This is a genomic window from Craterilacuibacter sinensis, from assembly GCF_009831765.1.
GTDB classification, from domain to species: Bacteria; Pseudomonadota; Gammaproteobacteria; order Burkholderiales; family Chromobacteriaceae; genus Craterilacuibacter; species Craterilacuibacter sinensis.
The window spans coordinates 71,023-95,918 of the sequence record NZ_WSSB01000008.1; the positions used below are offsets into that span (position 1 = coordinate 71,023).

The window sequence follows — 24,896 nt, forward strand, 5'->3', positions numbered from 1 at the left end:
CTCCCCTTTTTTTGGTGCCCGTTTACGCATGTTTGAAACCATAGATCTTGGCTGCCGCAAAGGCCGGCGCACGCTTTTTTCCGGACTGGGCTTTAGCCTGGGCGCCGGCGAAGTGCTGCACCTTGCCGGCAGCAATGGTTGCGGCAAGACCAGCTTGCTGCGCCAGATCGCCGGTTTCGCGCCCTTGCAAAGCGGGCAGCTGCGCTGGCAAGGCCAGGCGGTCGATGCGCGCAGCCACGCCTGGCGCGCCCGCCTCGCCTGGTGCACGCACCAGCCGGCACTCAAGGACGCCTTAAGCGTGGGCGAAAATATCCGCACCAGCTTGCGTCTGGCCGGCGTGCAACTGGACGACGCCGCCATACGGGAGACGCTGGCGCAGTGGCAGGTGGCCGAGCAATGGTCGCTGGCCGCGCGCCTATTGTCGCAAGGCCAGCGCCGGCGTCTGGCACTGGCCAGCCTCACCCTGCTGGCTCGTCCGCTCTGGCTGCTGGACGAGCCCTTCAACGCGCTGGATGACACCGCCTGCCGCCAGCTATGGCAGGCCATACACCGCCATGCGGCAGCGGGCGGGCGTGTACTGTTCACCCATCACGCGGCCGTCGCCGGCGTGCGGGTGCTGGCGCTGGAGGACTTCGCCTGATGACTCTGGCGCTGGTTTTATTCAAACGCGAATGCGCGCTGGTGCTGCGCAAGCCTGGCGACGCGCTGTCCGCGCTGTTTTTCTTTGTGCTGTGCGCCACCTTGTTCGCGCTGTCGATCAATCCAGAACCGCAACTATTGCGGGCGCTGGGGCCGGGGGCGTTATGGGTGTGCGCCTTGCTCTCTTCGCTGATCGTGGTGGGCGAGCTGTTCGAAGGTGACTGGCGCGATGGCACGCTGGAGCAGTTACTGCTCAGCCCCCTGCCGCTACCGGCGATGGTCGCGGCCAAGGCTTTGGCACGCTGGCTGGGCTCGGCCTTGCCGCTGGTGCTGGTATCGCCGCTGCTGGGCCTGCAGTTCGAGCTGTCCGGCAGCGCGCTGCTACTGCTGCCGCTGACACTGGCGCTGGGCACGCTGGCGCTGGTCTTTGTCGGCAGCATAGGCGCCGCTCTGACGCTGGGCCTGCGTAGCGGCAGCATGCTGCTGTCGCTGCTGTTGCTGCCCTTGTATATCCCGGTGCTGATTTTCGGCGCGCTGGCGGTGGCCGGCGCACAAAGCGGCAGTGGCTTTGAGGCCGAACTGTCCATCCTCGCGGCGCTTTGCCTGCTATCGGTGTTTTTTGCCCCGTTTGCCAGTGCCGCCTGTCTTGAACTTGCCTGCGAATAGCACACACCATGAAGATCAACTGGTTCTATTTCTCCTCGCCGCCCCGCTTTTACGCGCTGGCCGGCCGTCTGTCGCCGCTGTTTTTTGCGCTGGCGCTGCTACTGACCACGCTTGGCCTGTATCTGGGCTTTTTCGTCGCGCCGACCGACTTCCAGCAAGGCGAGGGCTACCGCATTATTTTCGTGCATGTGCCGGTGTCGTGGATGTCGATGTTCATCTATCTGGTGATCGCCTTCTGGAGCGCGATGGGCCTGGTGATGAAGACCCGCATCTCCATGGTGATGGCCCAGGCGCTGGTGCCCACCGGCGCACTGTTTACCTTTTTGTCGCTGTGGACCGGGGCACTGTGGGGCAAGCCGATGTGGGGCGCCTGGTGGGTGTGGGATGCACGGCTGACTTCGGAGCTGATTCTCTTATTCCTGTATCTGGCACTGATGGCACTGCGTGCCGCCATTGACGACGAGCGCCGCGCCGACCGCGCCTGTGCGCTGTTTGCGCTGGTCGGCGTGGTCAATGTGCCGGTGATCTATTTCTCGGTCAAATGGTGGAACACCCTGCATCAGGGGGCGTCGGTCAGCCTGACGCGCGCCCCGTCCATGGCTTCTACCATGCTCTTCGGCATGCTGGTGATGGCGCTGGCCGCCTGGGCCTACACCATCGCCACCTCGCTCAAGCGCGCGCGCACTTTGCTGCTGGAGCGTGAAGGCGACAGCGAATGGGCCAGACGACAATTCGCGGGAGACGCACGATGAACTGGGACAGCGTTTCCGCCTTTTTGCATATGGGTGGCTACGGCCTGTATGTCTGGGGCTCGTTCGGCGTGACCTTGCTGCTGCTGGCACTGGAAACGGCTTTGCTGTCGCGCCGTGCGCGGCGCGTGGCAGATGAAATCCGCCAGCAGACAAAAGCGGCACGGCCCCCGCTCAAGCCCCGCCACACAGGACAAGACTGATGCATCCACAAAGAAAAAAACGCCTGCTGCTGGTCGTGGCGGCCCTCGCCGTCATCGGCATCGCCAGCGCGCTGATCCTCAATGCCTTTCGCAGCAACCTGGTGTTCTTCCACACCCCGACCGAGGTGGCAACAAAGCAAGTCGCCACCGATCGCACCTTGCGCATCGGCGGCCTGGTGGTGCCTGGCAGCATCGAGCGCAGCGCCGGCGGCTTGCAGGTCAGCTTTGCCGTAAGCGATAAGGTGCATAGTGTGCCGGTGCGCTATCAGGGCATCCTGCCCGACCTTTTTAACGAGGGCAAAGGCACGGTGGTGCAAGGCGTACTGGGTGCAGATGGTGTATTCCAGGCCTCGCAAGTGCTGGCCAAGCATGACGAAAACTATATGCCGCCCGAGGCCGCCGATGCGCTCGAACGCGCAGGCCAGACGGTGGTACAGCCATGATGGCCATGCTGCCCGAACTGGGCCTGTTCAGCCTGATTGCCGCCGTCGTGCTGTCGCTCTTGTCCGGTGCCCTGCTGTTTACCGGTGCGGCGCTCAACGACAGCCGGCTGATGGCGGCGGCACGCCCGCTGGCGTTCGCGCTCAGTACCCTGGTGCTGCTGTCGTTTGCCTGCCTGACTGCGCTGTTTTTGCTCAACGATTTTTCGGTCGGCTATGTCGCCCAGCATTCCAGCACCCTGCTGCCCACGGTCTACCGCGTGGCTGCAGTCTGGGGCGGGCATGAAGGCTCGCTGCTACTGTGGCTGCTCTTGCTCTGCCTGTGGACGCTGGCGGTGGCGCTGTCTTCGCGCGCGCTGGACCCGGCACTGCTAGCCCGCGTAATCGCGGTGATGAGCTGGATTGCCGGCAGCTTCGGCCTGTTTCTGCTGCTGACTTCCAGCCCGTTTACCCGGCTGGACATCCCGGCACTGGAAGGGCGCGAACTGAACCCCATGCTGCAGGACCCGGGGCTGGTGATCCACCCGCCCCTGCTGTATATGGGCTATGTCGGTTTCTCGGTCGCTTTTGCCATGGCCATAGGCGGGCTGATGTCCGGCCGCATCGATGCGGCCTGGGCACGCTGGTCGCGGCCGTGGACCACCTTTGCCTGGGTCAACCTGACGCTGGGCATCGCCATCGGCAGCCTGTGGGCCTATTACGAGCTGGGCTGGGGCGGCTGGTGGTTCTGGGATCCGGTGGAAAACGCGTCCTTTATGCCGTGGCTGGCCGGCAGTGCACTGATGCACTCGCTGGCCGCCACCGACAAACGCGGCGTGTTCAAAAGCTGGACCGTGCTCCTGGCCATCCTCACCTTTTCGCTGTCGCTGCTGGGCACTTTTCTGGTGCGCTCGGGCGTATTGTCCTCGGTTCACGCCTTCGCATCCGACCCGTCGCGCGGCCTGTTCATTCTGGTACTGACGGCGCTGGTGGTCGGCGCCTCGCTTTTGCTGTTCGCCCTCAAAGCGCCGGCACTGCAAAGCCATGCCCGCTTCGAGCCGCTGTCACGCGAGTCGCTGCTGTTGGCCAACAATGTGCTGCTATGCGTAGCCACCGGCTCGGTACTGCTGGGCACGCTCTACCCGCTGATGGTGGACGCGCTGGATCTGGGCAAACTCTCGGTCGGCCCGCCCTACTTCAATGCGGTGTTCGTGCCGCTGATGCTGCCGCTGCTGTTCGTGCTGGGCGTGGGGCCGGTGACGCGCTGGAAGGCGCATGCACTGGCCGAAATCACCCGGCGTCTGGGCTGGGTGCTGCTCGTCTCGCTCTTGCTGGCCGTGCTGTGGGTCTGGGGCGTGGGCAACGTGTCGGCCCTAGCCGTCATCGGTGTGGCACTGGCGCTATGGATTACACTGTCGGCCTTGCTTGATCTGGCAAGCCGTCTGCGCAAAGGCCAGCGCCCTGCGCTTGCCGTCTGGGGCATGCATCTGGCGCATATCGGCGTCGCTATCGCCGTGATCGGCATCACCCTGACCTCGGGCTACGAGAGCGAACGCGATGTAGCGCTGGCCCCGGGCGAACACGCCACGCTGGCCGGCTACCGCTTTACCCTGCTAAGCGCGGGTCCTCTAGAAGGCCCGAATTATCTGGGCGAGCAAGCCAGCATCACCGTCAGCCGCAATGGCAAGGCGGTGGCCACGCTCAAGCCGGAAAAACGCGTTTACCTGTCCATGCCCGGCATGCCGATGACCGAAGCGGCCATCCACGACGGCCTGCTCGCCCATGTTTATGTGGCACTGGCCGACAAGATAGGCGACACGGCCTGGGGCATACGCCTCTATCACAAGCCCTTTGTCGGCTGGATCTGGTATGGCGGCCTGCTGATGGCACTGGGCGGACTGATCGCGGTGGCCGACCGGCGCTATCGTCCGGGCAAAAGGAAAGCACAATGAAAAAACAATGGATCTGGGCCCTGCCGCTGGCGGTGTTTGTGGTGATGGTCGGATTTTTTGCTGCCAGTCTGGACAAAGACCCGCGCGAACTGCCCTCGCAGCGGCTGGACAAGCCGGCCCCCGCCTTCACCCTGCCCCTGCTGGAGAATCCGCAGGCCAGCTTTTCGCCGGCGCAGATGCACGGCCAGGTATGGCTGCTTAATGTATGGGCATCGTGGTGTGCCGCCTGCCGTAGCGAACACGCGCTGATCGGCCAGCTGGCCAAGCAGGTGCCTGTTGTCGGCCTGAACCAGCAGGATGAGGCCGGCGCCGCCCGTGCGTGGCTGGCCGAACTGGGCAACCCCTACCTGGCGACCCCTACCGATGACGATGGCCGGGTCAGCATCGATTACGGCGTCTACGGCGTGCCCGAGACTTTCGTCATCGACAAGCAGGGCGTGATCCGTTACCGCCATCTGGGCCCGGTGACCGAACAGAGCATCAACGACGTTCTGCTGCCACTGATACGGAAGCTGCAGGCATGAAGCGCACCCGCCATACCCTGCTCTGGCTGCAAACCCTGGTAGCCATGTTGTTGCTGGTCTGCACCACGCTGGCACTCGCCGCGACACCGGCGCTCAGCCCGGACGAAGCCGCTGTTGATGCACGCCTGAAGGCCATTTCGCGCGAACTGCGTTGTCTGGTGTGCCAGAACGAAACGCTGGCCGACTCCAATGCCAAGCTGGCGCAAAACCTCAGGCGCGAAGTGCGCAAGCTGATCGCCGACGGCCATAGCGACAGCGAAGTCATCAGCTTTCTCACCGAGCGCTATGGCGATTTCGTGCGCTACCGCCCGCCATTCAAGCCACTGACCTGGCTGTTATGGCTGGGGCCGTTTGCCCTCTTGGGCTGCGGTGCACTGATGCTTGGGCATATTGTGCAACGGCAAAAACAGCAAGATGCCCCGCCGCCGGATGCCGCGACCGCCGCGCGCATCAACGCCCTGCTGGCCCAACAAAACAAGGACACCCTGGCATGACTGCCTTTTTGCTTGCCGTGCTGGGCTTAAGCCTGCTTATCGCGCTGGCCTTTGTCTGGCCTCTATGGTGCCCGCCCAAAGAAAGCTGCACCGATCTGCGCCCCGTGCAGGATGATGACTGGCTGATGCTGGAACAGCAGCGCGCCAATGGTGAACTGAATAAGGATCAAGCGGAGGCGCTGCGCCAGGATCTGGCCCGGCGCATGGCCGAAGAAGAAAAAACCGCCCCGGCTCTGGCGTCGGCAGCATCCGGCCGCCTTGCACCTGTCTTGCTGGGCACGGCACTATGCCTGACCCTGACGCTATCGGCTGCAACCTATGCCTATCTGGGGCGCTTCGATATGGTAAACGGCGTACAACCAGATAGCCCCATGCTTGCCGATGATATGGTGCACAAGCTGGCAGCGCGACTGGCGGCCAATCCGGATGACAAGGCCGGCTGGGCCATGCTGGCGCACAGCTACTATGTGCTGGGCGACTACGATGCGGCAGTGGACGCCTTTGCCCGCATCGAACCCTCGCTCGATGAAGAGCCCAATTTGCTGGCCGAATACGGCATGGCGCTGGTGATGGCACCGGCGGGCAAGCAGCCGCATCCGCCACTGGCCATTTTGCAGCGCGCCATCGCCCATAACCCGGACGACAGTGCCTTGCATGTGTTTATCGCGCAAACCCTGATGGAAGCCAAAGACACGGCGCGCGCACTTGCGCATCTGGACAAGGCACGCCAACTGGAAACGGGCGATCCCGAACGGCTGCGCTTTATCGACATGATGAGCGAGGCTGCGCACGAGCAGGCCGCACATAGCAACAACAAGGCCCGGCCATGAGTACACCCCGACTGATAGACGGTTTCGGGCGCAGCATCGACTATCTGCGCGTCTCGGTCACCGACCGCTGCGATTTGCGCTGCACTTACTGCCTGCCCGAAGGCTTCAAGGGCTTCGAGGAGCCGGCACACTGGCTCAGCCACACACAAATGGCACGCTTGGTACGGCTGTTTGTCGGGCTGGGCGTAGCCAAAGTCAGGCTGACCGGCGGCGAACCCCTGCTGCGCCGCGGCCTGACGACACTGGTTCGCGACATAGCCGCCATCCCGAACTTGCGTGATTTATCGCTGTCAACCAATGCCACCCAGTTGACGCGCCATGCGCAGGCACTGAAACAGGCGGGCGTGCAGCGCCTGAATGTCAGCCTGGACACGCTGAGCAAGGCCTGTTTTGCCAGCATCACCGGACGCGACAAGCTGGATCACGTGCTGGCAGGCCTGGCCGCAGCCCGCGCGGCAGGTTTTACCCCGATCAAGCTGAATATGGTGGTGCAAGCCGGGGTCAATGACCGCGATGTCGACACCATGGTGCATTACGCGCTGGAAAACGGCTTTGTGCTGCGTCTGATCGAGACCATGCCCATAGGTGCGACCGGGCAGGCGGCTGCCTATCTGGACTTAAGCGCACTGGGCGAGCGTGTGGCGGCCGAATTTGGCCTGAGCCCAGAAACGAATAGCGGCAACCGCGCACCGGCGCGCTACTGGCGCGACGCCGCTGGTCAGCTCAGCTTCGGCGTGATTACGCCGGTTTCGCAGCATTTTTGCGAGGCGTGCAACCGCGTGCGTCTGGGCGTGGATGGCACGCTCTATCTGTGTCTGGGGCAGAACGACAAGCTGGAACTGGGGCGCATGCTGCGTGCAGGTGCCGATGATGCGACGCTTAGCGCCGCCATTATTGATGCCATCGCCCGCAAGCCCGAACGCCACCACTTTAACGAAACGCCGGATCAGGTTGTGCGCTTTATGTCGCAGACCGGCGGCTAACAAGGAAATATATGCAGTATCCGCGTCAATGGAATCTGGTCTTTATCGCCTGGCTGATCGCGCTCGTGTCCACGCTGGGCGCGCTGTTTTTCAGCGAAATCGTCGGCATCGAACCTTGCGTGCTGTGCTGGTATCAGCGCATCGCCATGTTCCCGCTGGTATTGATTCTGGGCCAGGGGCTGGCCAAAGCGGATGCTGCGGCCATCCGCTATGCGCTGCCACTGGGCATCATCGGCGCGCTGGCGGCCTTCTATCACAACCTGATCTACGCCGGTCTGATCCCGCAGGATCTGCAACCCTGCGGCCAGGGCAGCACGTCCTGCGCCCAGATCGACCTGCAGCTGTTCGGCTTTATCACCCTGCCGCTGTTGTCGCTGCTGGCCTTTGCCGCCATCAACACCTTATTGTTTATTGCCTCGAAAGCACCACGAAATGAAAAATAAATCCATCCTGCTGGCCAGCGTGCTGCTGGCACTGCTTGCCTTCTTTGGCGCGGCCCGTTTTTACCAGTCGCAGCAAGCCGAAAATATGGCTGCTCAAGGCAGCGTCAACAGCGAACAACTGGTCCGCGCACATGCGCCGGTGCTCGGCCCCGCCGACGCCAAGGTGACCATCGTCGAATTTACCGATCCGGCCTGCGAGACCTGCGCCGCGTTTTCGCCGCTGGTCAAGGGCATGGTCGAGCAGTATCCCGGGCAGGTGAAAGTGGTGATCCGCTACGCCGCCCTGCACCACGGCGCGGACCAGATCGTGCGCATGCTGGAAGCGGCCCGCCTGCAAAAGCCGTACTGGCCGCTGCTGGAAACCCTGTACCAGAACCAGGCTTACTGGGCGCAAAACCATCAGGCCGACGCCAACAAAGTGGCAGCCATCTTCATGCATGAGGGGGTGGACATGACGCGTCTGGCGCAGGACATGAATTCGCCGGCCATCAACGCCATCGTGCAGCAGGACGAGGCCGACCGTCAGGCACTGAAAGTCGACATGACGCCGGGGCTGTTCGTCAACGGCAAGCCGCTGACCGAATTCGGCGTCGGCCAGTTCAAGGCGCTGGTGGCAGGCGAAGTTGCGCGCAGCTACGGCCAGCAGTAAACATCACGACGGCCGTGACGAAAGTCTGTCGCGGCCATCAACTCCGCCCTATTCCCTGCCCGTTTGCCACAGAGTATGGCTTAGCACTCAATACACGCCTTGGCATACGAGGCACGTTCTATTTCCAGCACTTCTACACACAGTTGCACTTCGATACCACCAGGCCAGCACTGCTGCTGCAACACCTGCAGCAGGCACGCCGCCAAATCCTGCCTGATAGCCGGTGTACGTCCATCAAGAATGGACAATTTGGCGTGCACGAATGCGCGCTGCGCTAGCGAAACACCTATCAGAAAGGCATCCATCTTCTGTGCCCGGCTCTTGATATCGCGCTCTTCAAACTGGCCACAAGCCAGCAGTGCCTGATTCATCGCCAACAGCAGCGCACCAGTATCCAATGCCGACAAATTGTCCGAATATTCGATATTCAGGTGGGGCATAACGACTCCTTTAACACAAAAACGATCAGCTTTTTGCTGGCACCGGCATCCGCATTGCCGTCTGCGGCTTCTTCTGGCTGACCAGCACCCCGCCGAACACCAGCGCACATGCCAGCCACTGCGACAAATTCAGCATCTCGCCCAGAATCAGCCAGGCCAGTGCCACCGAAAACACCGGAATCAGGTTGATAAAGGAGGCCGCGCGCGCCACATCGACCTTGCTCACCGCCCAGGTATACAGGCCATAGCCACCCAGCGTGATACATGCCCCCAGATACACCACCCACACACTAGGCCAGAGTGGTAGCGTATCCGGCCACTGTCCCCACGGCGTCAGCATACCGATGCCGAACCATAGCGAACCCATCAGCGCCTGCACCCCGGTCAGCAGCAGCGCCGAGTAGCGCGGCGACAGCTTCTTGGCGATCAGCATGTAGCCGGCGCCACACACCATGGCCAGAAACTCCAGCGCATTGCCAAGCAAGGGATTGGGCGCGTCGGCACTGCTGCTGGCGCCCACAGTCAGCCACACCACGCCGGCAAACGACACCACCATGCCGGCCCACACCTGACGGCCGTGGCGTTCGGCCAGAAACAGCATGGCACCGGCGGTCACCAGAATCGGCAGCGTGGCGGTAATCACCGCCGCCTGCGAGGCGCTGGTCAGCATCAAGGCCTTGGCCTCGAACAGGAAATACAGGCAGGGCTCGGCCAGTCCCAGCCCCAGCAGCCATTTCCAGTCACCTGTCTGATAGCGCCAGCGCTTGCCGGCACGCAGGATCAGCGGCAGCACGCATAACGACGCAATCACCATGCGCGCAAACAGCACGAATACCGGGTCGAACACGGCAAACACATACTTGAGAGCAATAAAGGAACTGGCCCACAACAGCATGGCCAGTGTCAGGGCAAGATAGGGCAGCATGGCAGGTAAACTTCACATGATTTTAAACAGCATTATCTACCCTTAATGCATATTTAAACAAGCTAACACCATGCTCCATAAAAAAACGAGCCTGAGGCTCGTTTTTCATCTTGCAACAGCAGACGTGCTTAACGCAGGATCTGCACCGACTTCACATCGACTTCCACCCCGCTGATTTCCTTGTCCACCTTGCCGCTCAGACGCACGCGGCTAGTTGCATCAAAGTTTTCTGCCGGCAGATATTTATGGTCGATCTCGACCCGGATCTCGCCGCTGGCATCACGGAAGGTGTACTTGTCCTTGCTCAGTTTATTGACCACATTGCCTTCCAGCGTCACCGCGGCGTGATCCGCCAGCCTGGCGGCCGCAGCGGCCGTCACCACGGTAGCGGGTGCCGCAAGGACAGCGCCCGGGCCGGTATATTCGGCATGTGCGGCAAAAGGCAGGGCGGCAATCATCGCAGTCAAAGCAAAACGTTTCATCATCATCTCCAGATCAGCTTGCTGGCAATACCCACTCAAGATACAAACAAGCCAAACTCATAAAAAATTATTTATCACATGCTAAATGTTATAGCAGAGGGGTTTCAGTCTGCCGCTCCGGCGCCTGAAGCTATCCATTCCGCCATGCAGCCGGATGGGTTCAGTTCAGGATTTCGACCATTTTCACATCGATTTCCGGCGTGGCTTGATACCAGTCCTTGTCGACTTTGCCGGACAGGCGCACGCGGGTCTTGTCGTCAAATTTGACCGTCGGCAGATGCTTGCCATCGATCTCGACCACGCCCTCGCCACTGGCATCGCGGAACTGGTAAGTGTCTTTGCTGAGCTGCCTGACGACCTGCCCTTCCAGCACGAAGCGGGTATCGTCGGCCGCTTTTTGCGCCGCGGTAATTGTCGTCACACTCGGTACGGCGCTCGGGCCGGTGTAGCTGTTCTGGGCATCGCCTGCATAGGCTGCCAGTGGCAGAACGGTGACGATCAGGGTGGTGATGGCGAGTTTTTTCATGGTGGTGTTCCTTGTGCATCCGGTTTCGATAGGCGGCATTTAATCATTTAGAGATTAAGGAATACTTAACCATGTAAAAACAAAAAAGCGAGGGATCTCCCCTCGCTTTCGAACCCAAGCATCCCATCCGGTAAAACTACTTTACCATTTCAACGGCACGCCAAAGCCGCCCGACACCTGCGTTTTGCTGCCGCTCACGCCCACGCTCAGGCTAAGCGAATTGCCACTCTCCAGCCTGCGCCCCAAGGCCAGCGCCAGCGCGCCATGCCCGGCAAAGCTGGACAGGCCCACTCCGACACCCTGCACCTGCATCGCATTGGTCACCGCCGCCGCATTGGCGCCAGCCAGCGAAATGCCGGCGCGGTACTCGCGCTGGCTGCTCTTGATCGTGTCTTCCAAGCTATCCATACGCTGGTCAAACTGGCTACCCAGCTCGCGGGTAAACTGCTGCAATTGCCCCAGATTGACCGCATCGGTCTTGCTGGTTGCATCCGCCACATTCACTACTCGACGCTCCGCCCCCGCCGCACCCACACTCACGGTGTCGGATTCGGTGGCCACCGAACCATTACCCAGCGCGACCGCATTTTTGGCATTAGCCTTCACTTCGGCATTATTGCCCAGCGCTACCGCGAATTCGCCACGCGCCTTGGCTTCATCCCCGATCGCTGTGGTGTTGGTGCCAGACGCAGCACTGTTCACACCGATGGCGACGGACGACTTGGCATAAGAACCCGCGCCGATAGCAATACTGTTGGCCTTATCCGCTTTCGCGTCGGCACCGATAGCAATCGAGTTCCTCTCACCCGAACTCTGGGCACCCGCCACGCGCAAAGTACCCTCCTCCAGTATGCCCAGCGCCTTATCTGCCTTGGTTTCGGCACGATCTGCTGTGGACTGCGCAGTCCCGGCGTTATTCTGCGCACTCGTCGCGTCGGTCTGCGCAGCACTCGCCTTGGCATCGGCAGCACTGGCAGCATTTTTCGCATCCAACGCCGCATCGCGAGCAACCTGGTCGACCACCTCGCCGCCTGCACTCAAACCGTCAACCTGGGTCTTCAGCGCATTGAACTGCTTCATATTGACCGCATCGTTATCGTCGCTGCCTTCAGCCACATTGACCAGACGGCGTTGTTGCGTGGCATTACCGAACGACACGACATTCGCCGCATCGGCTACAGAATACGCACCGATCGCGACAGAATTTATCCCACTCACCAACGCCCTCATCCCCAAGGCGGTCGAATTCAACCCTGCGGCGTTCGCCCACATGCCTAAGGCGGTCGAATAGTCTGCTGTGGCTTGCGCCCCCGTCCCCAAGACAGTCGAATTCAACCCTGCGGCGTTCGCATCCGATCCCAAGGCGATCGAACCAAACCCTGCGGCGTTCGCACTCATCCCCAAGGCGGTCGAATACTCTGCTGTGGCTTGCGCCCCCCGCCCCACGGCGGTCGAAAAGTTTGCAATGGCTTGCGCCGCCTCCCCCACGGCGGTCGAAAACACCCCTTCGGCTTTCGCCCCCATGCCCAAGGCGGTCGAATAGTTTGCGATGGCTTGCGCCCCCTGCCCCACGGCGGTCGAACTCAACCCTGCGGCGTTCGCACTCACCCCCAAGGCGGTCGAAGACTGGTTTGTGGCTTTTGCAGACGTCCCCACGGCGGTCGAATTAAACCCATTGGCGGTCGCACTCACCCCCAAGGCGGTCGAATTCTCTGCGATTGCTTGCGCCCCTTGCCCCACTGCGGTCGAAGACACCCCCTCGGCGTTCGCACTCATCCCCAAGGCGGTCGAAGAATCTGCTGTGGCTTTTGCAAACGTCCCCAAGGCGGTCGAAGACACCCCTGCGGCGTTCGCCTGAACCCCCAAGGCAGTCGAATATTGCCCTGTGGCTTCCGCGATCACCCCCAAGGCGGTCGAATATTGCCCTGTGGCATTCGCGCCCGATCCCAAGGCGGTCGAAGCCTCCCCTGCGGCATTCGCGGTCTTCCCCACGGCGGTCGAATTTACCGCTTGAGCTTGCGCCCCCTCCCCCACGGCAGTCGAATTCTGCACTGTGGCCATCGCTCCATCCCCCACCTGCACATTGGCCGCCAGTAGCGGACTAGAGAAGGTAGTAGCGGCCAGCAGGCCTAGAGTGACGACCACCTGCTTGGCGCTGCTGGGCTTGCCGCAGCTAGCCGAGTGTTCGTGGGCGACGATGTAGCTCTGGCGGGCGGCCGACCAGACGATGCGGTGGATCTTGTTCATGCGGGTTTTCCTTGGGATAACGGCCGACTGCAACCGGCTCGCGGCATAAGCTTACATTGCATACAATGCAAGACTAAAGAATGCCCATATCGTATAGATAAAAATCCGTACAAAACTTACCAGACCTTACATGAAGCCTCTTTCTTCTCCGCCACGCCGCACCCATGAGAACTGGCTGTTCGGCATACGCCTGCTCGCACTGTTCCTGCTGACGCTCTGGCAGTTGGCACAGGCAGGTACGGCGCCTGAATCTATCCGCTGGGCGCTGCTAGCCGACCCGCACAGCATGCAAAGCATAGACACGGTGACTGGCCAGCGCTTCACCCCCGCCACGGGTGAGCCGGCGCTGGGCTATCGTACGGGCATGGTGTGGCTGCGGCTGACTCTGTCGCCAGACTCCGCACCAAGCGGCTACAGCTAGCTGGTACTGCGCTCGCCCCTGCTGAACGACACAGTGCTGTATCAGCGCGAGGCAAATGGCCGCTAGCAGCTGCAGCAGGCCGGCGACCACACGCCGGCAGCACGACGTCCGCTCGACTGCCGCTATCCGGTGTTCCGCATAGACTGGCCCGACGCGCAGCCTGAGGCTACGCAGCAGCACGCTGAGCTTTGCAATGCAGTTGAATACCCCCTCGGAACTGGTTGCCGGTGTCGGGCGCGAGCAACTGCTGTTCGGCGTGTTCTACGCCATCCATCTGGTGCTGCTGGTAAGCAGCTCCTGGTTCTGGCTGCGCACGCGCAGCCAGCCCTTCGCGCTCTTCGGCCTGTGTGTGCTGGCCAATCTGGCCTGCATGCTCAACGCAGAGGGACACGGCCTGCTCTACCTGCTGCCCGGGCAAGCAGGGCTGTTCGAAGACCTGTTCATCATCAGTTGGTTTGCCATCACACCACTAAACACCCTGTTCACCTGCCACTACCTCGGGCTGTACCGCGGCCGCTGGCGGCGTATCGCGCTGGGGGCCAGCGCCCTGTGCATCGCCATCGCGCTGCTGGCTACACCGTGGCTGCCCCTGGTCAATGTCGTCTGGCTGCGCTCGGCCTATTTTGTCTGGACGATACTCATCAACCTGCTGCTGTTGCTGGTCTCGCGATGGCAACTGGCACACGGCAACCGAGCAGCACATGCGCTGGTGCTGGTACTGGTACTGGTGCTACAGCAAGGCGGCGCCTGCCTGCGTCTGGCACGTAATATCGGCGCCATCGAACCGGGGCTGCTGGCCGACAATGCACACTATCTGGGAATGATGGCTTTTTTCCTGATCATGAATTCGGCCATCACCTTGCGCTACACCGACCTGCGCGCCGAAAAGGAGGCGGCGCAAGCCGAAGCGCTCAAGGTAGCGCGCGAGGCGGAAAGCCGGCTGGGACAGGAGGTCGCGGCGCGCACGGCTGAACTCAGGGGAGCGATGGAACAGGTGGAGACGGCACTACTGCTGGAGCGGCATGCACAGCAACAGCAACAATACGCATCTCATATGTTCATCCATATCTCCATTGCGCCCATCTGCATCGCCAGCCAATCCGCGCTACACATAAAAAACCGCCCGGGCCGTGAGGCGGGGCGGTTTTTTCCGGATGCCAACGCTTACGCGTTCAGTTCCTTGGCAAGATAGATCCAGGTCTCGACTACGGTGTCCGGGTTCAGCGAGATGGTCTCGATACCCTGCTCGACCAGCCACTTGGCGAAGTCCGGATGATCGGATGGGCCTTGGCCACAAATACCGATGTATTTATCATGCTTGCGGCACGCCTTGATCGCCATCGACAGCATGGCGAGTACGGCTTCGTTGCGCTCGTCGAAGGTCGTAGCGATCGGGCCGCCGGAGTCGCGATCCACGCCCAGCGTCAGCTGGGTCATGTCGTTGGAGCCGATGGAGAAGCCGTCGAAGTACTCGAGGAACTGCTCGGCCAGTACGGCATTGGATGGCAGCTCGCACATCATGATCAGGCGCAGGCCGTTTTCGCCACGCTTGAGGCCGAAGCTTTCCAGAATTTCCACGACCTGACGCGCTTCGCTCAGGGTGCGGACAAACGGAATCATCACTTCGACATTGGTCAGGCCCATGTCGTCGCGCACCTTCTTCATCGCGCGGCACTCAAGCTCGAAGCAGTCGCGGAAGGCCGGTGCGATATAACGCGCGGCGCCACGGAAACCGATCATCGGGTTTTCTTCGTGCGGCTCGTACAGGCTGCCGCCGATCAGGTTGGCGTATTCGTTCGACTTGAAGTCGGACATACGCACAATCACCTTTTTCGGCGAGAAGGCAGCGGCCAGCGTGGCAATGCCTTCGGCCAGCTTGTCGACGTAGAAGTCAACCGGGCTGGCGTAACCGGCGATACGCTCGCGGATCACCGCCTGCAGTTCGGCCGACTGGCGGTCAAACTCGAGCAGGGCTTTCGGGTGAATGCCGATCTGGCGGTTAATCACGAATTCCATACGCGCCAGGCCCACGCCTTCATTCGGCAGCTGGGCAAAGTCGAAGGCCAGTTCCGGATTACCGACGTTCATCATGATCTTGACCGGGCTCTTCGGCATGGAGTCGAGTTTGAGATCGATGATTTCGATGTCGAGCAGGCCATCGTAGATCAGGCCGGCATCGCCTTCGGCACAGGAAACGGTCACTTCCATGCCGTCACGCAGCACGCGGGTCGCGTCGCCACAGCCCACTACGGCCGGGATGCCCAGTTCGCGCGCGATAATCGCGGCGTGGCAGGTACGGCCACCACGGTTGGTCACGATGGCAGCGGCACGCTTCATCACCGGTTCCCAGTCCGGGTCGGTCATGTCGGTCACCAGCACATCGCCCGGCTTGACGCTGTCCATTTCGGACACATCACGCACCAGACGCACTACGCCCTGACCGATTTTCTGGCCGATGGCACGGCCTTCGACCAGAACGGCAGCCTTGCTGTTCAGGCGGTAGCGACGCAGCGTATCAACACGGTTTTCCTGCGACTTCACGGTCTCTGGACGGGCTTGCAGGATGTAGAGCTTGCCATCCACCCCGTCACGGCCCCACTCGATGTCCATAGGACGCTGGTAGTGCTTTTCGATGATCTGGGCGTAGTGGGCCAGTTCGGCCACTTCGGCATCGGTAATGGAGAACTGCTTCTGCTCGTCGGCAGACACATCGATGGTGCGTACCGAACGGCCGGCTTGCGAGGCGTCGGTGAATTCCATCTTCAAGAGCTTGGAGCCCATGGTCTTGCGCAAAATGGCAGGACGACCGGCAGCCAGCGTTGGCTTGTGGACATAGAATTCGTCAGGGTTGACCGCCCCTTGCACCACGGTTTCGCCCAGGCCATAGGACGACGTGATGAAGACCACCTGGTCAAAACCGGACTCGGTGTCGATGGTGAACATCACACCGGCAGCGCCCAGGTCGGAGCGCACCATGCGCTGCACGCCGGCAGACAAGGCCACCACGTCATGGGCAAAGCCCTTGTGTACGCGGTAGGAAATGGCGCGGTCGTTATACAGCGAAGCGAATACATGCTTCATCGCGTCCTTGACGTTCTCAAGGCCACGGATATTCAGGAAGGTTTCTTGCTGGCCGGCAAACGAAGCATCCGGCAGGTCTTCGGCAGTCGCGGACGAGCGCACGGCAACCGAAATATCGGCACCGCCAGCGTCAGCCACCATCTGGTCCCAAGCCTGTTTGATATCGGCGTCCAGCTTCTCCGGGAACGGGGTGTCGATAATCCACTGACGGATCTCCTTACCCACGCGTGCCAGTTCGCTGACATCATCGATATCCAGCTGGTTCAGCTTGGCATTAATGCGGTCAGCCAGACCATTGTGATTGAGAAAGACGCGGTATGCGTCAGCCGTAGTGGCAAAACCACCGGGGACTCGTACACCGGAACCGGCCAGCTGGCTGATCATTTCACCCAGAGAGGCGTTCTTGCCGCCTACCTGTTCAACGTCAGTCATGCGCAGCTTCTCGAACCAGATCACGTAGCTCTCAGCCATCACTTCTTCTTCCTGTAGTGGATTGGGATGATATCAAGCCCGGAATTCTATACGAATAACGGCTAATCTGGCTAACGTTTTGCACTGCATCATAAGTTTGCATCACAACCATGCCACGAGGTAGGGCCGCAGTGCTCAGCCGCGATATAATGGCGCCATTGCCGACTGGCTGACCCGACTCCGACAGGTACCCGCATGCCACACCGCCGCTCCGCCTTTTTTGTTTCCGACCGCACAGGCATCACCGCCGAAGCCATGGGTTCCACCTTGCTGACCCAGTTTGATATGCAGGAATTCAAGCGCGAAACCATTCCTTACATCGATACGGTTGAAAAAGCCGCCGAAGTCGCACAGAAAATCTGCACCCGTGCGGCCAGCGACCATCACCGTCCTTTGCTGTTTACCAGCATCATCAATCCGGAAGTCCGCGCCCACCTCAAGCTCGACTGCGCGCTGTCCATCGACTTTTTCGAGAGCTTTATCGGCCAGATCGAAAACGAACTGGGGCAAAAGGCGGCGCAAACCATAGGCAAGGCACATGGCCTGATTAACGAAGAGCGTTACGATCACCGCATTGAGGCCGTCAACTTCTCGCTTAACCACGATGACGGGATCAAGCTGAAAGATCTGGAAGAAGCAGACGTGATTCTGGTCGGCGTATCGCGCTCGGGCAAGACGCCAACCTGCCTGTATCTGGCGCTGCAATACGGCATCAAGGCCGCCAACTACCCGCTTACACCGGAAGATTTGGGCTGCCCCACCCTGCCCAAGAGCCTGCTGCCTTACCGCAACAAGATTTTCGGTCTGACCATCGATCCGCTACGCCTGCATAATATCCGCAGCGAGCGCCGCCGTGATTCCACTTACGCCAGCATGGAAAACTGCCGCTCCGAGGTGAACGAGGCCGAGTCCATGTTCCGCCAGCATGCCATCCCCTTTATCAGCACCACCCACAAGTCGATCGAGGAAATCTCCACGACCATCCTGCACAAGGCCGGCCTGAGCCGCCGCTTCTAAGCAGGCTTAGCCATAAAAAAGGGATGCCGAGGCATCCCTTTTTTAATATTTCAAAACACCACTCAGACGACTGCCGCCTCGGCCAGCTCAACGTCACCGTTGTAGACATCCAGCTCCAGCTCGCCTTCGCTCTTGGCGACCAGCACCGCCGCCAGCGTGTCGCCGGACACATTGGTCGGGGTATTGATCATATCGATGATACGGTCAACCGCCGCAATCGCAGCAATCACTTCCAGCGGCAAGCCCACCGACGACAGCACCAGACTCATCACCACCAGACCCGTACCCGGCACGCCGGCAGCACCGATGGCAGCCAGCGTAGTGGTCAGCACCACGGTCACCTTCTGCATCATGGACAGCTCGATACCATAGGCGTTGGCGGCAAAGATCGCCACCGCGCCCAGATAGGTCGCCAGACCGTTCATGTTCACCGTTGCCCCCAGTGGCAGCACGAAGGAGGCAATGCTGTTATGCACGCCCAGCTGGGTTTCCGCGGCCTTAAGGTTGAGCGGCAAGGTCGCGTTGGAGCTGGTGGTGGAGAAGGCAAACAGCTGCACCGGCAGCATCTTGCGGATGAAGTGCCACGGATTGAGGCCGAACACCAGCAGCAGTACGGCGTATACCACGGTCAGCATCACCAGGCAGGAGAAGTAGATAGTGCCCACCAGCGCAGCCAGACCGGACAAAATGGCAAAGCCGTTATCCGCGGTCACATAGGCCATCAGCGCAAACACGCCATAAGGTGCAAAAGACAGCGCGATATTCACCAGCTGAAACACGACCTGGTTAAGCGAACGGAAAAAGTCCGCCACCACTTTGCCCTCTTTGCCCGCCAGATTGATGGACAGGCCGAAGAAGATGGCAAACACGATCACCGGCAAAATGGCGCCATCGGCAAACGCCTTGAACGGGTTAGCCGGCACGATGGACATGATGGTGTCGACAAAAGACGGTACTTCCGCAGTCTGCGCCACGGCAGGGATGGTGTAGCCCAGACCGGAGCCGATACCCAGATAGCTGGCAACCGTCATCGACAGCGCACCGGCTGCAGCCATGGTCAGCATGTACAGCAGCATGGTCTTGCCTGCCACACGCCCCATTTTCTTCAGGTCGTGCATCGCGGTCACGCCGCACACCAGCGACACAAAGATCACCGGCAACACCACCATGCGGATCAGGGTGATAAAGAGGTCGCCAACCGGCTTAAGATAGTGAGCCCAGTCTCCGGCGAGAAAACCCGTCGCCACACCGGCAACAAGGCCGATCAGAATTTTTGCCCACATCGGCAAAGGGGACCGCAAAGCCATACGCCTCTCCTTATTCTTTATCACTTGAATAGGGCAATCTATAAGGCAGGCTAGTTTGTCGTCAACAAGGCAAGTAGATACTGGCTAATATTAATTATTTATCATTTCGTTTTGAATTTATAAATTCATTTAAGCTAAAAATTCACATTGAAATCCAGCTGCAAACCATCAAAGCCGACCTCGACCCCCGCCGGGCAACGCGCCGACAAAGCGGTAAATTCCAGCTCGTGCGTCATATGAATCAGCACCGTGCGCTGTGCACCGATGCGTGCCGCCCAGTCCAGCGCCTGCGCAAACGACAGGTGTGAAAAATACGGGGTGTCGCGCAGACAATCGAGAAAAAGCAGGCGTACGCCATCCAGCAAAGCCAGACTTTCTTCGGGAATGTCCGACACATCGGTCAGCCAGGCCATGTCGCCGATGCGCCAGCCGCTACATGGCCAGTGGCCGTGTTTAAGCGGGATAGGCGTCAGTTTCAGCCCGGAAAAACTCAGCGGCCCCTCGACATCATGCGGCACCAGTACCGGCTTATCCCAGCTTGGCGAGGCCGGCATCAGGCCGTAGCCGAAACGCGCACGGATATTGTCCATGGTGAAGCTATTGCCCAGCAGATCGATAGGGCCGCGCTTCACATAGCAAAACGCGCGCAGATCATCGATACCGTTGAGATGGTCGGCATGCGGGTGGGTATACAGCACCGCATCGACCCGGGTCAGCCCTTCGCGCAAGGCTTGCTGGCGCAAGTCCGGCCCGGTATCAATTAACAGGCCCAGCTCATCGATGCGGATATAGGCCGAGCAGCGGGTACGGCGGTTTTTAGGGTTGTCCGACACACAGGTCGGGCAGCTGCAGCCTAGCGCCGGCGTACCCGAACTGGAGCCACACCCCAATAAGGTGATACGCCCGCGCCTAGCCACGCTGCGCACCGGCTTTGGCAAACAGGCGGAAATAGTTTTCAGTTGTTGCCGCGGCCACTTCTTCCAGCGTCATGCCGCGCAAAGACGCGATATGTCCGGCGACATGGCGCACAAAAGCCGGCTCATTGGTCTTGCCGCGATATGGCACCGGCGCAAGATAAGGTGCATCGGTCTCGACCAGCAGGCGATCCAGCGGCACTTTTTGCGCGACCTCATGGATCTGCCTGGCGTTCTTGAAGGTCACGATGCCGGACAGCGAAATATAAAAGCCCAGATCCAGCGCTTCTTCTGCCACTTCCCAGCTTTCGGTAAAACAATGCATCACCCCGCCGGCCTCGCCCGCATTCTCCTCGCGCATGATGCGCAAGGTGTCCTGTGCCGACTCGCGGGTGTGAATCACCAAGGGCAGGCCGGCGCGGCGCGCGGCGCGGATATGGCGACGAAAGCGCGCGTGCTGCCAGCCAAGATCGCCCTTGCACCAGTGGTAATCGAGCCCGGTCTCGCCTATGCCCACCACGCGCGGGTGAGCGGCCAGTGCCACCAACTCGTCCTCGGATGGCACCTCGGCCTCCTGGCTGTCCGGATGCACCCCCACCGTGGCAAACAGGTTGGCATGTGCCTCGGCCAGTGCCAATACCGCCGGATACTCGGGCATGGCCACCCCGATCACCATGGCGTGCGTCACCTGCGCCGCCTGCATATTGGCCAGCACTTCGGGCAAGTGGGCGACCAGATCGGGAAAATTCAGGTGGCAGTGGGAGTCGACAAGCATGGTTTTTCTTTCGGGATTCGGGAACAGGGGGCAATAACATCAACAAACCGGATCGCTGCTACCGGACTGCGGCTCCCTTAATTACATGGTATGCGTATTACGGCTGGAGTTGAGCACCCCGCCCAGCAGTTTTTCGATGCGCTCACGCGCCTGATCTGCGGCTTCTCCGGCGGCAAACTCGACACCGACGCCCTGGGTGCGGTTATTGTTGGCCCCGGCCGGCGTCAGCCACACCACCTTGCCCTGCAATGCAGTCTTTTGCGTATCGTCCATCAGCGTCAGCAACAGGAAGACCTCATCCCCCAGCGTGTACTCCCGCGCCGACGGAATAAACATCCCGCCATTTTTGAGAAAAGGCATATAGGCGGCAAACAAGGCGCTGCGCTCGCGGATGGACAGCGATAGCACACCGGCGCGGGCAGCGGGATCAGTACGTTCAGCAGGCGTTTCCAGGCTCGTCATATCAGGCAAATACCTTGAGATAGTCCATTAACAGCGCCTCCAGTTGCAGGCGGACATTCAGCGTGTGCTGGCCATAAGGCACCAGTGTCGTCACCGCGCTTTGACAGCGCATCAGCTCGGGCAGCCTGGCACGGCGCGCCAGCGACGATAATGCATCTTCATGCTCGGGATAATAGCGGAGTCTGCATGCCAGACTCAAACCGGCAAGGTCATGCAGCCACTTGGCCAGCCAGTCCAGCGGCACGGCGAGCGGCAATTTCTGCTTGTCGACCAGCTCGGCCATATCCAGCATGCCGGTCAGCATGGGCGCGGCCAGCGCGGCGACAAACTGGTCGCGCAGCGCCGTCAAAGCCGGGTCATGATTGAACAAAGGCGCGCCGCCATTGTGTGCCAGCTCGATTTCGGCGCGCGCGATGCCTTGCGACTTCAGCCAGGCCAGCGCCATTTCATGCGACGGGCGCGCCAGCGGATACTGGCGGCAACGGCTCTTGATGGTCGGCAGCAGCCGCTGTGGCGAATGTGCCACCAATAAGAACAGCACATCATCCGGCGGCTCCTCCAATACCTTGAGCAAGGCATTGGCCGCCGCAGGGTTCAGCGTCTCGGCCGGCTCCACCAGCACCACGCGCTGGCCGTGACGGTGCGAGCTCAATTGCGAGAATTCGATGATCTCGCGCACCGCCTCGATCTTGATCTGAGCCAGCTTGCGCGTCGGCTTGCCTTCCTTGCCCTCTTCCTCGCCCTCGATAATGGGTGACAAGCGGCGAAAATCGGGATGGCTGCCGCTACCAAACCAGCGGCACGATTCGCACTGGCCGCAAGCTCCATGGTCGGCCAGAGGCTGGTCGCACAACAGTGCCTGCGCCAGATGTTCGGCGAATTCAAGCTTGCCGCTGCCGGCCATGCCGGTAAACAGCCAGGCATTGGGCAGGCGCGAAAACTCGCTGCTGATACGCGCCCAGTCGGCCTGATGCCACGGATACAGCATCAGGCCTGCTCCGCCAGTAGCGCCAGGCGCCGGGCAATATCGGCCTGGATGTCAGCAATGCTGCGGGTCGAGTCCAACACATAAAAACGCGGATTATCCTTGGCGCGTACAAGGTAGGCGGCGCGCACGCGGCGATGAAAATCGCCCTGCTCACGCTCGAAACGGTCCAGCTCGCGCGTGGCCGACATGCGCTGGGCTGCAATTTCGGTGGGCACATCAAACAGCAAGGTCAGATCCGGCTGCAAGCCTTGCTGCACCCAGTCTTCCAGCGCGGCAATACGCGCGTCTGCCACGCCGCGCCCGCCGCCCTGATAGGCAAAGGTCGCATCGGTAAAACGGTCGGACACCACCCAGCGCCCTGCTGCCAGCGCAGGGCGTATCACCTCGTCCAGATGCTGGCTACGCGCGGCAAACATCAGCAGGGTTTCGGTTTCCAGCGAAACCTGGGTCTCCACCGCCAGCAAGAGCGCGCGCAAATGCTCGCCCAGCGCGGTGCCGCCTGGCTCGCGGGTAAAACAGGCATCCACCCCCAGTGCAGACAGGGTGTCGCGGATAAAGCCCAGATGGGTACTCTTGCCGGCACCATCTACGCCTTCCAGCGTGATAAAGCGTGGCCGCATCACGACCCTTTCTTCAGAATGTATTGGCGCACGGCGGCATTATGCTCGTCCAGCGTCTCGGAGAAGTGCGACTCACCCTTGCCCTTGGCAACGAAATACAGTGCACGGCTCTCGACCGGATTCGCCGCCGCATGCAGCGCTGCCGCGCCCGGCAGGGCAATCGGCGTAGGCGGCAAGCCGCTACGGGTATAGGTATTGTAAGGCGTGTCGCGACGCAGGCCTTCCTTGCCGATGCGCCCCTGATAACGCTCGCCCATGCCATAGATCACCGACGGATCGGTCTGCAAGCGCATGCCGATTTTCAGCCGGTTGGCAAACACCGAAGACACCATGGGGCGGTCGCTGTCTTTCGAGGTTTCTTTTTCGATCAGGCTGGCCATGGTCAATAGCTCGTAAGGCGTGGCATAAGGCACATCCTCTTTACGCGCATTCCAGGCCGACTCCAGATTTTGCTGCATGGTGCGATAAGCACGGCGCAGCACCTCCAGGTCTGATGCGCCCGGCGTATAGAAATAGGTACTGGGGAAGAACATGCCCTCGGCCGCCTGATTGCTCGCCCCCAGTTCGGCCATAATGCGCGACTCGCTCCAGCCGGCCGATGTCTGCACAAGCCCCGGTTCGCGCGCCAGCGCCTGGCGGAACTGGCGGAAAGTCCAGCCTTCGATCACGGTTACGCTGGGCTGATCCGGGCTGCCTTCGGCCAGACGCTTGAGGATCTCCCACATTGCGACCGGACTGGAAAACTCGTACAAGCCGGCCTTGACCTTGCGGTCGGCGCCGGTCATGCGCGAGAGGGCCACCATCACCCAGCGGTTACGGATTACGCCATCGGCCTCCAGCGCCCGCGCCACTTGCGACAGGGTACGGTTAGGACCAACGGTCACATTGTAAGGGGTGGCGGGCAGCGGCACCGGCACGATGACGACCCAGGCCAGCCACAAGGCAGCGGCGGCAAGCAAAGCGGCAAAAAAGCGAACAAACAAAATGCGCATAAAGCGAAGTCAATCAATGATTGAATAAAAGCGGATGATACCATCCGCACGGCTTAACCGGCATCCGCCGTCGGTGTCATGCACACCCCGAAACGGGCCCGCAAATCGGCAGCGCAAGATGGCTCCAGCGCAATAGCCACGCCATCGCACACCAGCTCTGCCGGCAAAGTCGCCAACTCGCCATCCCAATCGGGCAGGCATTCAGCCAGCACGCCAGCCAGATCCCTGTCGTCCACCAAGGCAAGCACCCCGGCAAAAGCGGCATACATCTCACCGCCCGCTGTCACAAAAAAGGCACTCGCCTTGGCACTGGCGCCAGTCGGCGCCGCCTGCCAGGCGCCGGGGTGACGACGCAAGACAAGCGGCGCCGCCTCCAGCGCGACATACACGCGCTGCGGGCCGTTCTGCACAAACCAGCGCCCGGCCGCATCCGCCTGATAATTACGCCCGAAAAATGAAGTCATCGCCGGCTGGCTCAGCAGCTCGCCTTTCAGCCGCCATTGCCCGCGCGCATCCAGCGCCAGCCAGCCATACACAGCAGGTACATCCGGCCACTTGGCCATCGCGGCCAGCACTTGTTGATCCATGATTTTTCCCTGTCGATTCACAAACCCGCACGCGCGAGGGCGGGATCAGGGATCAGGGGTTGGGAGCGCCCATTCCCCATTCCCCATTCC

Annotated in this window: 29 protein-coding genes; 15 read left to right on the top strand and 14 right to left on the bottom strand. The window is 60.9% G+C overall.

The annotated features are described in order from the left end of the window. The first annotated feature begins 28 nt into the window (after window positions 1–28). From ccmA to GQF02_RS09925, 12 genes are read left to right on the top strand one after another with little or no spacing between them, the layout of a single operon-like run. On the top strand, window positions 29–640 hold the full coding sequence (gene ccmA, locus GQF02_RS09870) for a heme ABC exporter ATP-binding protein CcmA (protein ID WP_160796783.1): 612 nt from the start codon (window positions 29–31) through the stop codon (window positions 638–640). Further along, a complete protein-coding gene (ccmB, locus tag GQF02_RS09875) occupies window positions 640–1,305 on the top strand; it encodes a heme exporter protein CcmB (RefSeq protein WP_124735676.1) in 666 nt (221 codons plus the stop codon). Before ccmA ends, ccmB begins: the two co-directional genes overlap by 1 nt. Window positions 1,306–1,313: 8 nt before the next feature. Next, window positions 1,314–2,057 (top strand): heme ABC transporter permease CcmC, encoded by a 744-nt coding sequence (gene ccmC, locus GQF02_RS09880; protein WP_160796795.1) that lies wholly within the window; start codon window positions 1,314–1,316, stop codon window positions 2,055–2,057. Beyond that, on the top strand, window positions 2,054–2,257 hold the full coding sequence (gene ccmD, locus GQF02_RS09885) for a heme exporter protein CcmD (protein WP_124735678.1): 204 nt from the start codon (window positions 2,054–2,056) through the stop codon (window positions 2,255–2,257). The genes ccmC and ccmD overlap by 4 nt, the downstream gene beginning before the upstream one ends. Beyond that, a complete protein-coding gene (gene ccmE / locus GQF02_RS09890) occupies window positions 2,257–2,700 on the top strand; it encodes a cytochrome c maturation protein CcmE (protein WP_160796797.1) in 444 nt (147 codons plus the stop codon). Before ccmD ends, ccmE begins: the two co-directional genes overlap by 1 nt. Next, window positions 2,697–4,628, top strand: a complete 1,932-nt coding sequence (locus tag GQF02_RS09895) for a heme lyase CcmF/NrfE family subunit (RefSeq protein ID WP_235930142.1) — start codon at window positions 2,697–2,699, stop codon at window positions 4,626–4,628. Before ccmE ends, GQF02_RS09895 begins: the two co-directional genes overlap by 4 nt. Then, window positions 4,625–5,152, top strand: a complete 528-nt coding sequence (locus GQF02_RS09900) for a DsbE family thiol:disulfide interchange protein (RefSeq protein ID WP_160796799.1) — start codon at window positions 4,625–4,627, stop codon at window positions 5,150–5,152. The genes GQF02_RS09895 and GQF02_RS09900 overlap by 4 nt, the downstream gene beginning before the upstream one ends. Beyond that, window positions 5,149–5,646: a cytochrome c-type biogenesis protein gene (locus GQF02_RS09905; RefSeq protein ID WP_220789419.1), complete on the top strand. Its 498-nt coding sequence runs from the start codon at window positions 5,149–5,151 to the stop codon at window positions 5,644–5,646. The genes GQF02_RS09900 and GQF02_RS09905 overlap by 4 nt, the downstream gene beginning before the upstream one ends. Beyond that, on the top strand, window positions 5,643–6,476 hold the full coding sequence (ccmI, locus tag GQF02_RS09910; RefSeq protein ID WP_160796801.1) for a c-type cytochrome biogenesis protein CcmI: 834 nt from the start codon (window positions 5,643–5,645) through the stop codon (window positions 6,474–6,476). The genes GQF02_RS09905 and ccmI overlap by 4 nt, the downstream gene beginning before the upstream one ends. Further along, window positions 6,473–7,459, top strand: coding sequence for a GTP 3',8-cyclase MoaA (gene moaA, locus GQF02_RS09915; RefSeq protein WP_160796803.1), 987 nt, complete (start codon window positions 6,473–6,475; stop codon window positions 7,457–7,459). The genes ccmI and moaA overlap by 4 nt, the downstream gene beginning before the upstream one ends. 11 nt (window positions 7,460–7,470) lie before the next feature. Next, a complete protein-coding gene (locus GQF02_RS09920; RefSeq protein WP_160796805.1) occupies window positions 7,471–7,902 on the top strand; it encodes a disulfide bond formation protein B in 432 nt (143 codons plus the stop codon). Continuing rightward, on the top strand, window positions 7,892–8,551 hold the full coding sequence (locus GQF02_RS09925; RefSeq protein ID WP_160796807.1) for a DsbA family protein: 660 nt from the start codon (window positions 7,892–7,894) through the stop codon (window positions 8,549–8,551). The genes GQF02_RS09920 and GQF02_RS09925 overlap by 11 nt, the downstream gene beginning before the upstream one ends. A gap of 80 nt (window positions 8,552–8,631) precedes the next feature. On the opposite strand, the gene GQF02_RS09930 is transcribed toward GQF02_RS09925, so the two are convergent. The 5 genes from GQF02_RS09930 to GQF02_RS09950 form a co-directional block, all read right to left on the bottom strand. Next, entirely contained in the window at window positions 8,632–8,991 is a 360-nt protein-coding gene (locus GQF02_RS09930; protein ID WP_124735685.1) for a 5-carboxymethyl-2-hydroxymuconate Delta-isomerase, read from the bottom strand. Window positions 8,992–9,016: 25 nt separating this feature from the next. Next, window positions 9,017–9,916, bottom strand: a complete 900-nt coding sequence (locus GQF02_RS09935; protein ID WP_160796809.1) for a DMT family transporter — start codon at window positions 9,914–9,916, stop codon at window positions 9,017–9,019. Between the two features lie 128 nt (window positions 9,917–10,044). Then, entirely contained in the window at window positions 10,045–10,398 is a 354-nt protein-coding gene (locus GQF02_RS09940) for a YgiW/YdeI family stress tolerance OB fold protein (RefSeq protein WP_235930143.1), read from the bottom strand. A gap of 160 nt (window positions 10,399–10,558) precedes the next feature. After that, window positions 10,559–10,924 carry a YgiW/YdeI family stress tolerance OB fold protein gene (locus GQF02_RS09945; RefSeq protein WP_160796811.1) on the bottom strand — a complete coding sequence of 122 codons (366 nt, stop codon included), beginning with the start codon at window positions 10,922–10,924 and terminating at the stop codon, window positions 10,559–10,561. Window positions 10,925–11,065: 141 nt separating this feature from the next. Continuing rightward, a complete protein-coding gene (locus GQF02_RS09950) occupies window positions 11,066–13,171 on the bottom strand; it encodes an ESPR-type extended signal peptide-containing protein (RefSeq protein WP_160796813.1) in 2,106 nt (701 codons plus the stop codon). A gap of 130 nt (window positions 13,172–13,301) precedes the next feature. On the opposite strand from GQF02_RS09950, the gene GQF02_RS09955 reads away from it, so the two are divergent. Both GQF02_RS09955 and GQF02_RS09960 read left to right on the top strand, forming a co-directional pair. Next, window positions 13,302–13,592, top strand: coding sequence for a 7TM-DISM domain-containing protein (locus GQF02_RS09955; protein WP_160796815.1), 291 nt, complete (start codon window positions 13,302–13,304; stop codon window positions 13,590–13,592). A gap of 193 nt (window positions 13,593–13,785) precedes the next feature. Beyond that, entirely contained in the window at window positions 13,786–14,784 is a 999-nt protein-coding gene (locus GQF02_RS09960; protein ID WP_160796817.1) for a 7TM-DISM domain-containing protein, read from the top strand. On the opposite strand, the gene ppsA is transcribed toward GQF02_RS09960, so the two are convergent. Beyond that, complete coding sequence (gene ppsA / locus GQF02_RS09965) at window positions 14,757–17,144, bottom strand: phosphoenolpyruvate synthase (protein ID WP_160796819.1); 2,388 nt, start codon at window positions 17,142–17,144, stop codon at window positions 14,757–14,759. The two genes, GQF02_RS09960 and ppsA, sit on opposite strands and share 28 nt — an antisense overlap. A 195-nt stretch (window positions 17,145–17,339) precedes the next feature. Here ppsA and ppsR point away from each other — a divergent pair, with 195 nt between their 5' ends. Continuing rightward, window positions 17,340–18,161, top strand: coding sequence for a posphoenolpyruvate synthetase regulatory kinase/phosphorylase PpsR (gene ppsR, locus GQF02_RS09970; RefSeq protein WP_124735690.1), 822 nt, complete (start codon window positions 17,340–17,342; stop codon window positions 18,159–18,161). Between the two features lie 62 nt (window positions 18,162–18,223). Here ppsR and GQF02_RS09975 read toward each other — a convergent pair whose 3' ends face one another. From GQF02_RS09975 to GQF02_RS10010, 8 genes are all read right to left on the bottom strand, one after another. Next, window positions 18,224–19,468, bottom strand: a complete 1,245-nt coding sequence (locus GQF02_RS09975; RefSeq protein ID WP_124735691.1) for a dicarboxylate/amino acid:cation symporter — start codon at window positions 19,466–19,468, stop codon at window positions 18,224–18,226. Between the two features lie 134 nt (window positions 19,469–19,602). Beyond that, on the bottom strand, window positions 19,603–20,385 hold the full coding sequence (locus GQF02_RS09980) for an MBL fold metallo-hydrolase (protein WP_328698609.1): 783 nt from the start codon (window positions 20,383–20,385) through the stop codon (window positions 19,603–19,605). Next, entirely contained in the window at window positions 20,378–21,157 is a 780-nt protein-coding gene (locus tag GQF02_RS09985) for a TatD family hydrolase (RefSeq protein WP_160796821.1), read from the bottom strand. The genes GQF02_RS09980 and GQF02_RS09985 overlap by 8 nt, the downstream gene beginning before the upstream one ends. A gap of 81 nt (window positions 21,158–21,238) precedes the next feature. Next, window positions 21,239–21,619 (bottom strand): PilZ domain-containing protein, encoded by a 381-nt coding sequence (locus GQF02_RS09990; RefSeq protein ID WP_124735694.1) that lies wholly within the window; start codon window positions 21,617–21,619, stop codon window positions 21,239–21,241. A 1-nt stretch (window position 21,620) separates the two neighbouring features. Then, window positions 21,621–22,607: a DNA polymerase III subunit delta' gene (locus GQF02_RS09995; RefSeq protein WP_160796823.1), complete on the bottom strand. Its 987-nt coding sequence runs from the start codon at window positions 22,605–22,607 to the stop codon at window positions 21,621–21,623. Further along, on the bottom strand, window positions 22,607–23,227 hold the full coding sequence (gene tmk, locus GQF02_RS10000; protein ID WP_220789427.1) for a dTMP kinase: 621 nt from the start codon (window positions 23,225–23,227) through the stop codon (window positions 22,607–22,609). The genes GQF02_RS09995 and tmk overlap by 1 nt, the downstream gene beginning before the upstream one ends. Next, window positions 23,227–24,219: an endolytic transglycosylase MltG gene (gene mltG / locus GQF02_RS10005; protein ID WP_124735697.1), complete on the bottom strand. Its 993-nt coding sequence runs from the start codon at window positions 24,217–24,219 to the stop codon at window positions 23,227–23,229. Before mltG ends, tmk begins: the two co-directional genes overlap by 1 nt. 53 nt (window positions 24,220–24,272) lie before the next feature. After that, window positions 24,273–24,806, bottom strand: a complete 534-nt coding sequence (locus GQF02_RS10010; RefSeq protein WP_124735698.1) for a DUF2946 family protein — start codon at window positions 24,804–24,806, stop codon at window positions 24,273–24,275. Between the last annotated feature and the right edge of the window lie 90 nt (window positions 24,807–24,896).

Bases quoted from the DNA above. Each gene is read 5' to 3' on its own strand.
- GQF02_RS09945 (WP_160796811.1), bottom strand. From the start codon at position 10,924: ATGAAAAAACTCGCCATCACCACCCTGATCGTCACCGTTCTGCCACTG.
- ccmI (WP_160796801.1), top strand. From the start codon at position 5,643: ATGACTGCCTTTTTGCTTGCCGTGCTGGGCTTAAGCCTGCTTATCGCG.
- ccmE (WP_160796797.1), top strand. From the start codon at position 2,257: ATGCATCCACAAAGAAAAAAACGCCTGCTGCTGGTCGTGGCGGCCCTC.
- ccmC (WP_160796795.1), top strand. From the start codon at position 1,314: ATGAAGATCAACTGGTTCTATTTCTCCTCGCCGCCCCGCTTTTACGCG.
- GQF02_RS09895 (WP_235930142.1), top strand. From the start codon at position 2,697: ATGATGGCCATGCTGCCCGAACTGGGCCTGTTCAGCCTGATTGCCGCC.
- GQF02_RS09950 (WP_160796813.1), bottom strand. From the start codon at position 13,171: ATGAACAAGATCCACCGCATCGTCTGGTCGGCCGCCCGCCAGAGCTAC.
- ccmB (WP_124735676.1), top strand. From the start codon at position 640: ATGACTCTGGCGCTGGTTTTATTCAAACGCGAATGCGCGCTGGTGCTG.
- GQF02_RS09955 (WP_160796815.1), top strand. From the start codon at position 13,302: ATGAAGCCTCTTTCTTCTCCGCCACGCCGCACCCATGAGAACTGGCTG.
- moaA (WP_160796803.1), top strand. From the start codon at position 6,473: ATGAGTACACCCCGACTGATAGACGGTTTCGGGCGCAGCATCGACTAT.
- ccmA (WP_160796783.1), top strand. From the start codon at position 29: ATGTTTGAAACCATAGATCTTGGCTGCCGCAAAGGCCGGCGCACGCTT.
- GQF02_RS09920 (WP_160796805.1), top strand. From the start codon at position 7,471: ATGCAGTATCCGCGTCAATGGAATCTGGTCTTTATCGCCTGGCTGATC.
- GQF02_RS09940 (WP_235930143.1), bottom strand. From the start codon at position 10,398: ATGAAACGTTTTGCTTTGACTGCGATGATTGCCGCCCTGCCTTTTGCC.
- ccmD (WP_124735678.1), top strand. From the start codon at position 2,054: ATGAACTGGGACAGCGTTTCCGCCTTTTTGCATATGGGTGGCTACGGC.
- tmk (WP_220789427.1), bottom strand. From the start codon at position 23,227: ATGCGGCCACGCTTTATCACGCTGGAAGGCGTAGATGGTGCCGGCAAG.
- GQF02_RS09985 (WP_160796821.1), bottom strand. From the start codon at position 21,157: ATGCTTGTCGACTCCCACTGCCACCTGAATTTTCCCGATCTGGTCGCC.
- GQF02_RS09935 (WP_160796809.1), bottom strand. From the start codon at position 9,916: ATGCTGCCCTATCTTGCCCTGACACTGGCCATGCTGTTGTGGGCCAGT.
- ppsR (WP_124735690.1), top strand. From the start codon at position 17,340: ATGCCACACCGCCGCTCCGCCTTTTTTGTTTCCGACCGCACAGGCATC.
- GQF02_RS09995 (WP_160796823.1), bottom strand. From the start codon at position 22,607: ATGCTGTATCCGTGGCATCAGGCCGACTGGGCGCGTATCAGCAGCGAG.
- mltG (WP_124735697.1), bottom strand. From the start codon at position 24,219: ATGCGCATTTTGTTTGTTCGCTTTTTTGCCGCTTTGCTTGCCGCCGCT.
- GQF02_RS09990 (WP_124735694.1), bottom strand. From the start codon at position 21,619: ATGACGAGCCTGGAAACGCCTGCTGAACGTACTGATCCCGCTGCCCGC.
- GQF02_RS10010 (WP_124735698.1), bottom strand. From the start codon at position 24,806: ATGGATCAACAAGTGCTGGCCGCGATGGCCAAGTGGCCGGATGTACCT.
- GQF02_RS09925 (WP_160796807.1), top strand. From the start codon at position 7,892: ATGAAAAATAAATCCATCCTGCTGGCCAGCGTGCTGCTGGCACTGCTT.
- GQF02_RS09900 (WP_160796799.1), top strand. From the start codon at position 4,625: ATGAAAAAACAATGGATCTGGGCCCTGCCGCTGGCGGTGTTTGTGGTG.
- GQF02_RS09960 (WP_160796817.1), top strand. From the start codon at position 13,786: ATGCAGTTGAATACCCCCTCGGAACTGGTTGCCGGTGTCGGGCGCGAG.
- ppsA (WP_160796819.1), bottom strand. From the start codon at position 17,144: ATGGCTGAGAGCTACGTGATCTGGTTCGAGAAGCTGCGCATGACTGAC.
- GQF02_RS09905 (WP_220789419.1), top strand. From the start codon at position 5,149: ATGAAGCGCACCCGCCATACCCTGCTCTGGCTGCAAACCCTGGTAGCC.
- GQF02_RS09975 (WP_124735691.1), bottom strand. From the start codon at position 19,468: ATGGCTTTGCGGTCCCCTTTGCCGATGTGGGCAAAAATTCTGATCGGC.
- GQF02_RS09930 (WP_124735685.1), bottom strand. From the start codon at position 8,991: ATGCCCCACCTGAATATCGAATATTCGGACAATTTGTCGGCATTGGAT.